Below are 9,101 nucleotides of genomic sequence, written 5' to 3'. Positions count from 1 at the left end.
AGATGGATCAACCGCTGCAAGCCTCTCCACGATGCTCTGGTGAAGAGCGGCTACACCAAATGGTCGAAGGAATTCAGCCCGATACAGGTAGCTTACATCTTCGACTATCTGGGCGAGCCATAGGAAGAAAATCATTCTTCCGGGCTTATCTTCAGAAAAAGACGTGAAAATCAGTGAGAAATCGTGAGTAAACGTGAGAAACCGTGAATGGCGGATTCAGAATGTTGTATCTTTGCATTGTGATTCAGAAAGAACCACGGGCAATGCGCAGCGCCGATTAACTTTAATAATTTAACCATTTAAACGTTATGATCAGAATTGTCTTATACCAGAACACGAACCAGAAGATTGCCGAAGCTTGCGGCAAATGGTTTCCACGAGTAGTATCCGATGAAACCATCGGACTCGAAGAGCTCGCCGCTCACATGGCTAGCCACAACACCCCTTACAGCAAGGGCGCCATCCTCGGTATGCTGACCGATGCAGCAGCCTGCACCAAGGAGTTGCTCCTCTTGGGTAAAAATGTAAAATTTGCCGACATCGCTATTTTCTCCCTCGGACTGAAGGTGAAGGGCGGTGCACCTACCAAGGAGAACTACAACGTGGGGAAGTACATCCTGGGATTGAAGTTGAGAGCCAGAGCCACTGGCGAGCTCAAGACCGAGAATCTTGACACCTCTATCAAGCTCATCAATCTGGCAGCTCCTGCAACGGAGAATCCGGGGAATCCGGGAAATCCGGTGAATCCGGTGAATCCGGATGATACCGGCAAGGATAACCCATCAGGTGGTGGCAGCCAGACTACCGGAGGTGGTGGCAGCCAGACTGAAGGTGGCGGTGGAACCACGGATAGCGGAACTACAGATGGAGGCGGTGACGACAACGTAAGTTTGTAGCCGAGAATAGTAAAATCTGAAAGAAGGGAGCCGTATGGCGTCAGGGGCATTCCGAGAGCATCAAGAGGCAGGAATCATCTGCAACAATCATCAAAAGCAAGCTCTGAACGGGTGTCTGGGTGATAGGGCTTCCTTCTTAGGACATCTCCCTAGTTATGAACATTTCAGTTGAATCAAGTTTTTGTAAATCAAGTTTTAGTAAATCATCAGACCATGAGAAAAGAAACCATCAAGAAGATCATCAATCTTATCATCACAGTACTTACCGCCATTGCTTCTGCCGTCTGTGTGCAGAGCTGCAAGGGACTGTAATGAATCCATCATCAGTAATCAGTTTTCAGTAATCAGTTTTCTTTAATCAGTATTCAGTAATCATTAACAAGAGTTGCCTATGATCAAGAACAGAAAGATCAATTTAATCGTCATCCACTGCAGTGCCACCCGAGTTACCCAGGACTTCACGGTAGGCGAGTTGGAGGCGTGTCATTTAGCGCGTGGTTTCCGTGACATCGGTTATCACTATTACATCACGAAGGACGGAGTGATTTATCCGTGCCGTCCGGAGTCGGAGCCTGGAGCTCATGCCCGTCATTACAACGCCCACAGCATCGGCATCTGTTACGAGGGTGGTCTGGATGCCAATGGTCGTCCTGCCGACACCCGCACGTCAGCGCAGAAGGCTGCGATGAGAGAGCTTCTGAAGAGTCTCTGCACTGACTATCCTGAAGCCGAGATCCTAGGCCACAGAGATCTCCCTGGCGTTCACAAGGAGTGTCCATGTTTCAATGTCAAGAAGTGGCTTTCCAGCATTCATTTCCACATATAATTCTCCGTACTCATCTCTCTTTCCCCCCCCCAATCTTATGTCCCCGCACATAAGGTTGGGGCATAGGTCAAAAATCTGCGTCATTTGCGAATTGAAAATCGGCGGCCGAAGGGAAAGCCAAATCTGCGTGACCTTTATCCGACCGCATTATACTCCTTTTTTGCTCAGCGTTGCCAATTTCTTCTTAAGAAAACAAACGACAATGCCATGAAAAGGATAATAGACAGCATGACCATTACCATCATCATGCTTATTAGACCACTTTTCTAGTTGCTCCTTAACATCTTTCTGCGTCCACGAAACACCTTTTCCTCTTTTGGAGTTTATTCCTTCAATAACTCCTCGTAGAGTCTGCTCCCTATTACGCTTCAAAATTTCATGATTTAAATTCAACTTTTCGTTGAGTTCCTTATCCCATCTTGCATTGCTTGACAAAATTGTGCCATCAGAGCTATATCTAATACTATCAGTACACTCCTTTTTGAGAGGTGACCACTCGATAATATCGTTACCTTTCCTTACATCACAATGACTTTCTCCACCCCCTATCTGGCCAGGACAGCACATCAGCAGATTTCCATAGCTGAAAACTTCATCAGGATATTTATCACGACAATGCCAATGCTCTATACGATGGTCCTCGGTGGACATTTTATCCCTTACAGGAATTCGACGCTCACAATAGGCACATAAATAGCCCTGCTCACGATACAGAGATTCCTGTAGTGCAGGAATACCGCTGAACTGCACCCCAGGAATATTCTTGTATTTTGTCCACTCCTTGGGTTCTGCTGATTTTCTTATATTCATATTCCTCTAATCTTCAAGAAATAACAACATTGACTCGGCACGTGATAGCTCTGGAATTGTGTCAGAATACTTTTCACGCATTGAGCCCAATTCCGACTTTGCCTCAGCAAACTTCTCCTCATCAATTAAAGCAAAGAGATGTTTCAATTTTTCTTCCACCTCTGCCACACGGGAGCGTTTGCCCATATAAGTCTCTAGAATCGTAGAGGCATCCATACCATAAGTCACAATTGGCTCAGCAGTATAATTACCATTCTGATATTGCAGATGAACCACTTCATTATCATCATTAGTCTCTACACTCGACAACACCATTGGAGCATGAGAAGAAACTATGAACTGAATTTTAGGGAAAGTTCGATGAAGGGATTGCAAAACTACCGACTGTAATTCCGGATGCAGATGCAAATCCACTTCGTCTATCAGCACAACTCCCCGCGTCTCATGACAACACTCCATACCGTATTTCTTGCCATTCAGAATATAACAACGTACAGACAAGTCTGTTACAATATTCACAAGCCTCTTGTAACCATCACTCAAATTTCGTGAGTCAATCTCTCGACCATCAACAAAATGAAAATAGACTGTCTTCTGCAATGGACGTATAGACACATTTCTGATAATATTGCAACCACTATCCCCCAAAGCTTCTCCTATTGCGCACTGCACAACTTCAATTTCGTTAAGCGACTTCTGTCCTTCTTGCAGGATGAGCAATCGATGCATCCAATAATCAAAGAATCCATCCCCCTGCAAACATTCGTAATAACCGAACGAACGAGGCTGGTAATATTTACAGAAGATAGAACGATCTAACTTGCGGCTACTGTGAATGTCTTCTGTTGAGAAAGCAGCGAAAAGTGGTAGGGCTATACTCCCATCATCTTCTGTTGAAAGATCGTGATATAACGAATGAGTATAATCACGCAAAGGCTTGATGCCAGAAATTGCTGTACGATTTTTCTTGCCTGTTCGACTCAGAATCATATTTTGAAACTCCGCAAAATCGTAGGATATAATCACTTGTCGTTCTAAAGACTCTACCCCATCATGCACCTCGCTCATAAAATCATCATTAGAGATTCCAATAAAACGAGTGTTACTATCGGAAAAACCTGAGAAAAATGAGCTCATTGCTATCTTTAGACCACGCAGGATAGAAGTCTTACCACAACCGTTCACACCAAACAGTAAGTTTACAGTTGGTTTGAACTGCAAGTGATATTCTCCGAAGCAACGGAAATTATTGAAAGTTATCGACGTTATATTCATATGTCATTTCTAATTGATACTTGCCTACAAAAGTACGACTAAAAAAGCAATTTGCCAAATATTTCTCTTATTATTTACGCTCAACTATTACTTTTTCTGCAAAAACATATTTATCCACCCTCATTTCACACTTTCTTTTCATCTGTAATTACATATTCCCGTACGTCATCCTGCCGACACCCGCACGCCAGCCCAGAAGGCTGCGATGAGAGAGCTTCTGAAGAGTCTCTGCACCGACTATCCTGAAGCCGAGATCCTGGGTCATAGAGATCTCCCTGGCGTTCACAAGGAGTGTCCATCTTTCAATGTCAAGAAGTGGCTCTCCAGCATTCATTTCCACATCTAAATTTCCGTACTCTCATCATACTTTCATTTTCACTCCCCAATCTTATGTCCCGCATAAGGTTGGGGCTTTTCGTATAAATCTAGAAAATGCTGCCATTTATGCGATTTTCTGCCATCAAGATTTGCCCATCTTCTACATTTTTATTAAATTTGCACGAAAAAGCATAAAATATACAGGAATATGAATGACAAGATAGCTAATATTGATGCTCATATCATAGATGATATCAGAACCATCATCACACGAGCAAGAAGCAAGGCGTATCAATCTATCAACGAGGCCTTGATACGCTCAAACTTGGAAATTGGCAAACGTATTGTTGAAGAAGAGCAACTGGGCAAGCAGCGTGCAGATTATGGAATACAGCTCATCAAGTCCATATCTCAGCAGTTGACAACAGAGTTCGGCTCCGGCTATGGCGTTCGTAACCTTGCCTATTTCAAGCAATTATACCAATATTTTCCTGATTGGGAGATTTTGCACGCGCGCGTGCAAAATCTTACTTGGACCCATCTGAAGAGCATTTTAAGGGTTACAGATGCAGAAGCTCGCCTATGGTATTTAAAGGAGTCGTCAGAGCAAATGTGGAGCACAAGAACCCTCGACCGCAATGTTGCCTCCCAATACTATTATCGTCTTCTGCAAACCAGCAATGAGCACAAAGATGAAGTAGAGAACGAGATGAAAACTCTTACAAAAGGATACGCAGACTCACCAGCCATGTTCATCAAGTCGCCAATGGTGACAGAATTCCTGGGCTTATCCCGTGACATGAGCTTCTCGGAAAGCGAACTGGAGAGTGCCATCATCACCCATCTTCAGAAGTTTCTGATGGAGATGGGCAAAGGCTATGCCTTCGTAGAGCGACAGCAGCACATCATCACCGATACCCAGGACTACTACATAGACCTGGTATTCTACAATTACCTGATGAAATGCTTCGTACTGATCGATTTGAAGACGACCAAGATCACCCATCAGGACGTAGGACAAATGGATATGTATGTGAGAATGTATGATGAACTGAAGCGCACGGAAGGCGACAATCCGACCATTGGCATACTGCTCTGTTCGGAAACCAGCCAGGACATCGCAAGATTTTCCATCCTGCACGACAGCAAGCAATTATTTGCTTCTAAATATCTCACCTATCTCCCTACAGAGCAGCAGCTTAAGGAAGAGATAGAAAAGCAGAAAGAGATATTCAGACTACAACATATCAGATAAGGCAAAGGAATGTTATGAGCAGTGCACAATTTAAGCAAAAGCAACTGAAAGTGAAGATAAGAGAAATGAACTACAAGTGGTTGAGAATGAGCAATATTTCATAATTCTGCCAATTGGCTACAAAGCAAAGCCGAGCAGGATATTGAGTCAAGATACACATCATAATGTCGTCATCGTCCACGTCAATGCTGTCCGTTTTCTCCTTGCTGTAATAGAGCTGACGGGTTACGCAGAGTCGCTGGACGTGCCTTCCTCATAACCTTGATGGTCACGAAGATAGCTGACGAGTATTGTTTCGAGTTCTTTCTCTGATATGTCTGTTGGCATAACTTCTTCTGTTTAAAATTCTTTCTTCAGCTCATTGTATAAGTCAACTGGTCCCAAGTGCCAGTATTGGGTACTTTCGGTGGATAGCTTCTTATAGAGTTTTGAGCGATATATACGGTTGATTGCATCCGTAAGGCTTATGCCCTTGTCTTCTGAGAGCCAAGGGGCAAGCCATCCTATCTTTAATGGCAGCAACATATGCAAGTTGTCCTGTGTTATCTTTGCACTCATATCTTGATGATTTTTGATTCTACAAATTTAATGGCTTGCAGCGACTTCTCCGTATGGAATATACTTTGCTCATTTTCTTCTTTCGTTTATCATTTTGTCAATTTCTTCAACCAGCCACTGACCGCCTTGCGTATGGAGTACATCGTAGAACTCACAAAAATGCTCTGCTATGCCATATTGTTCAAACAAATTCACCACATCCTCAGTAGCCATATTCTTTGCCTTGGCATATTGCTCTATGCAGAACGATACAAACATGGCTCTGTGTTGCTGTCCCTTGTTCATTGTTGTTCTCCTTTCTGTGGCTCTGCCACTTTCTCCTCTAAAACTGCCTTTATGCGATTTAACTTCATATTATTATTGCATTTTACCCTACAAAAATAATAATTTATTGCGATAATCTATCATAAATAGGCAAAATTTTAGCATTTTATAAGGTGATTTTAGTCGAAGATGCTACAAATCCCACTTTTTATGCTTATTTTTGAAACTTTATGGTTCTGTTTTTAGGTCTTGGCTTGAAAGCCATGAATCTGAGTAAATCCGTGAAATCTGTGGGAGATATGCGGAAGGGAGAAAGCATTAAAACTTGTAAAAAACGGGCATTATCTGAGTTTTTTGTTTTACCTTTGTACCTTCAATTACTGTTAGAGACAATAAAGATTAAATAATATGGAAAATAAAAGCAAAAGAATAGAAGAGATCTTCAAACAGGATCTGAGTATGTACCTTACTGGCAGACAGCGTGTTGACGAGCAGCTTCCGGATGCTCCAGACATCGAGGAACAGTGGGCGAAGATTGGCGAAAGCTATCTGCCTGATGCCATGCGCGAGTTCAGCAAATACCCTACCGTGGCTCTGGGATGGATTATGTTCGTGGGCATGGCCATCGCCAAATACTGGGACGAGGACTGGGAGCTGTATGGCAAGGTAGATAATCTTTATGAATACCTCAGAGACCGCATTGATTTCGACCATATGGATGACTATATTCTCGACCAGGTTCTGCTGCTCGACGAGAACGAGCACAAGGCTACTTCTACCATCGTAGCAGAGTGTGCCGCACGCACCTATACCCTGCTTATCCACCAGGGATATGAGCCTGGTACAGAGGCTGCTTTCCGTGGTTTCATTGCAGCTTTACATCAAATGTATCTGATGGGCGCTGCCATGGAACTGAAAAGACTGGGTTATCACATGACTCAGCTGCAGTAATTAAAAAACATTAAAAAAGATTTTGTTATATGAAATAATAGTTGTACCTTTGCAGTCGATTTTCGGATAACGAAGCAAAAAATCACATTAATTCATATAACAAAACTTTTTAAATGAAGGCAATAGCAATTAAGTCGAGTTTGTTTTCTTGCTTGAAGAGTTACAACAAGAAAACATTCATGTCTGACCTCATGGCAGGTATCATCGTTGGTATCGTAGCCCTGCCTCTGGCCATCGCATTCGGTATCGCTTCTGGCGTGACACCCGAGAAGGGTATCATCACAGCCATCGTAGCGGGTCTCATCATCTCCATCTTCGGCGGAAGCAAAGTGCAGATCGGCGGACCTACAGGAGCATTCATCGTCATCATCTACGGCATCATCCAGAAGTATGGATTCGAGGGATTGACCATCGCAACGCTGATGGCAGGTCTCTTCCTGGTGCTCTTCGGTCTGCTCCGACTCGGTACCATCATCAAGTACATCCCTTATCCTATCGTGGTAGGTTTCACCAGCGGTATCGCCGTAACCATCTTCACCACTCAGATCAAGGATCTCTTCGGTTTGACATTGGCTTCCAATCCTTCTGACTTCCTGGAAAAATGGGGTGTCTATTTCCAGAGTTTCGACACCATCGACCCTTGGTGTGCCCTCATCGGTGTGGTTAGCGTGGTAGTCATCTCCATCACTCCTAAGTTCAGCAAGAAGATTCCGGGATCGCTCATCGCCATCATCCTGATGACCGTTGTAGCGCTGCTGCTCAAGCAGTTTGCCGGCGTGGAGAGCATCGAGACCATCGGCGACCGTTTCTCTATCAGCAATGAGTTGCCTGCTGCCCAGGTTCCTGAGATGAACTGGGAGACCATCAAGAGTCTGGTATCTCCTGCCATCACCATCGCCATCCTCGGCGCCATCGAGAGTCTGCTCTCTGCTACCGTTGCCGACGGTGTCATCAGCGACCACCACGACTCTAATACTGAGTTGATTGCCCAGGGTCTGGCGAACCTCGCTTCCCCACTCTTCGGCGGAATTCCTGCTACCGGTGCCATCGCCCGTACCATGACCAACATCAACAACGGCGGTAAGACTCCTGTCGCAGGTATCATCCACGCTGTGGTACTGTTGCTCATCTTCCTCTTCCTGATGCCGCTCGCCAAGTATATCCCTATGGCTTGTCTGGCCGGTGTATTGGTTGTGGTTTCTTACGGTATGAGTGGCTGGAGAAGTTTCCTGGCATTGATGAAGAATCCTAAGAGCGACGTTACCGTGCTCCTGATTACCTTCTTCCTGACCATCATCTTCGACCTGACCGTTGCCATCGAGGTAGGATTGATTATCGCCTGTCTTCTCTTCATGAAGCGAATGAGCGAAACCACTGATGTGACGGCAGTTACTGAGGACGAGATTGATTTGAACAAGGAGTATGATTTCCTCTCTACCAACCTGGAGCACTATACGATTCCTAAGGGTGTAGAGGTATATGAGATCAACGGTCCTTTCTTCTTCGGAGCAGGTAATAAATTTGAGGAAGTGATGGCAGCCTTCGGCGACCGTCCATTGGTTCGCGTCATCCGCATGCGTAAGGTTCCATTCGTGGATTCTACCGGTATCCACAACCTCACCAACCTCTGCGAGATGAGTCAGAAGGAGGATATCCAGATAGTTCTCTCCGGTGTCTGCGAAAAGGTAAATGCCCAGTTGGAGAAGGCGGGCTTCTACAATATGCTCGGCAAGGAGAACATCACTGATCATATCAGCAAGGCGCTGAAGCGGGCTGAAGAGATCATTGAGGCTAAAAAATAACGAACTGTACGGTTGAAACGGGCTGAAAGCCCAAAAGCTCCTAGCCCAGGGCATCGCCCTGGGTTTTAGAACAGATACAAAAAAGTCGCCCTGAAAGGGCAAAAGCTTTGAAATTGAAAGCTTTTGCCCTTTCAGGGCGACTTTAC

12 protein-coding genes are annotated in these 9,101 nt (G+C 44.7%); 8 read left to right on the top strand and 4 right to left on the bottom strand.

Annotated elements, in window-relative coordinates; translation table 11 throughout:
* Nucleotides 1-6 precede the first annotated feature (6 nt).
* The 4 genes from AAAT87_RS15595 to AAAT87_RS14405 all read left to right on the top strand — a co-directional run bounded on the left by AAAT87_RS15595 (nucleotide 7) and on the right by AAAT87_RS14405 (nucleotide 1,722).
* The gene (locus tag AAAT87_RS15595) at nucleotides 7-123 is read left to right on the top strand and encodes a DUF4248 domain-containing protein (protein WP_431997404.1); all 117 of its coding nucleotides are present in this window, start codon (nucleotides 7-9) and stop codon (nucleotides 121-123) included.
* A 185-nt stretch (nucleotides 124-308) separates the two neighbouring features.
* Complete coding sequence (locus AAAT87_RS14415; protein ID WP_349226805.1) at nucleotides 309-896, top strand: HU family DNA-binding protein; 588 nt, start codon at nucleotides 309-311, stop codon at nucleotides 894-896.
* A gap of 213 nt (nucleotides 897-1,109) precedes the next feature.
* On the top strand, nucleotides 1,110-1,208 hold the full coding sequence (locus tag AAAT87_RS14410) for a smalltalk protein (RefSeq protein WP_153089909.1): 99 nt from the start codon (nucleotides 1,110-1,112) through the stop codon (nucleotides 1,206-1,208).
* A 79-nt stretch (nucleotides 1,209-1,287) separates the two neighbouring features.
* Nucleotides 1,288-1,722, top strand: coding sequence for an N-acetylmuramoyl-L-alanine amidase (locus AAAT87_RS14405; RefSeq protein ID WP_349226804.1), 435 nt, complete (start codon nucleotides 1,288-1,290; stop codon nucleotides 1,720-1,722).
* Between the two features lie 147 nt (nucleotides 1,723-1,869).
* Here AAAT87_RS14405 and AAAT87_RS14400 read toward each other — a convergent pair whose 3' ends face one another.
* Both AAAT87_RS14400 and AAAT87_RS14395 read right to left on the bottom strand, forming a co-directional pair.
* Nucleotides 1,870-2,532 carry a retron system putative HNH endonuclease gene (locus AAAT87_RS14400; protein ID WP_296973283.1) on the bottom strand — a complete coding sequence of 221 codons (663 nt, stop codon included), beginning with the start codon at nucleotides 2,530-2,532 and terminating at the stop codon, nucleotides 1,870-1,872.
* A 6-nt stretch (nucleotides 2,533-2,538) separates the two neighbouring features.
* Nucleotides 2,539-3,807 (bottom strand): AAA family ATPase, encoded by a 1,269-nt coding sequence (locus AAAT87_RS14395; RefSeq protein ID WP_349226803.1) that lies wholly within the window; start codon nucleotides 3,805-3,807, stop codon nucleotides 2,539-2,541.
* Nucleotides 3,808-4,012: 205 nt separating this feature from the next.
* Here AAAT87_RS14395 and AAAT87_RS14390 point away from each other — a divergent pair, with 205 nt between their 5' ends.
* Both AAAT87_RS14390 and AAAT87_RS14385 read left to right on the top strand, forming a co-directional pair.
* Nucleotides 4,013-4,153 (top strand): peptidoglycan recognition protein family protein, encoded by a 141-nt coding sequence (locus tag AAAT87_RS14390; protein WP_349226802.1) that lies wholly within the window; start codon nucleotides 4,013-4,015, stop codon nucleotides 4,151-4,153.
* A gap of 180 nt (nucleotides 4,154-4,333) precedes the next feature.
* Nucleotides 4,334-5,380 carry a PDDEXK nuclease domain-containing protein gene (locus AAAT87_RS14385; protein ID WP_349226801.1) on the top strand — a complete coding sequence of 349 codons (1,047 nt, stop codon included), beginning with the start codon at nucleotides 4,334-4,336 and terminating at the stop codon, nucleotides 5,378-5,380.
* Between the two features lie 339 nt (nucleotides 5,381-5,719).
* Here AAAT87_RS14385 and AAAT87_RS14380 read toward each other — a convergent pair whose 3' ends face one another.
* Together AAAT87_RS14380 and AAAT87_RS14375 are read right to left on the bottom strand one after the other, a co-directional pair.
* A complete protein-coding gene (locus AAAT87_RS14380; protein ID WP_349226800.1) occupies nucleotides 5,720-5,938 on the bottom strand; it encodes a hypothetical protein in 219 nt (72 codons plus the stop codon).
* Nucleotides 5,939-6,007: 69 nt separating this feature from the next.
* On the bottom strand, nucleotides 6,008-6,223 hold the full coding sequence (locus AAAT87_RS14375; RefSeq protein WP_349226799.1) for a DUF3791 domain-containing protein: 216 nt from the start codon (nucleotides 6,221-6,223) through the stop codon (nucleotides 6,008-6,010).
* Nucleotides 6,224-6,610: 387 nt separating this feature from the next.
* On the opposite strand from AAAT87_RS14375, the gene AAAT87_RS14370 reads away from it, so the two are divergent.
* Both AAAT87_RS14370 and AAAT87_RS14365 read left to right on the top strand, forming a co-directional pair.
* Nucleotides 6,611-7,153, top strand: coding sequence for a hypothetical protein (locus tag AAAT87_RS14370; RefSeq protein ID WP_089542521.1), 543 nt, complete (start codon nucleotides 6,611-6,613; stop codon nucleotides 7,151-7,153).
* A gap of 113 nt (nucleotides 7,154-7,266) precedes the next feature.
* On the top strand, nucleotides 7,267-8,955 hold the full coding sequence (locus AAAT87_RS14365; protein WP_295024070.1) for a SulP family inorganic anion transporter: 1,689 nt from the start codon (nucleotides 7,267-7,269) through the stop codon (nucleotides 8,953-8,955).
* Nucleotides 8,956-9,101 lie beyond the last annotated feature (146 nt).

Origin of the sequence: Segatella sinensis, assembly GCF_040095255.1 — a bacterium.
Taxonomy (GTDB): Bacteria; Bacteroidota; Bacteroidia; order Bacteroidales; family Bacteroidaceae; genus Prevotella; species Prevotella sinensis.
The sequence above is the reverse complement of the archived record's forward strand: the minus strand, read 5'-3'. Positions and strand labels throughout refer to the sequence as shown.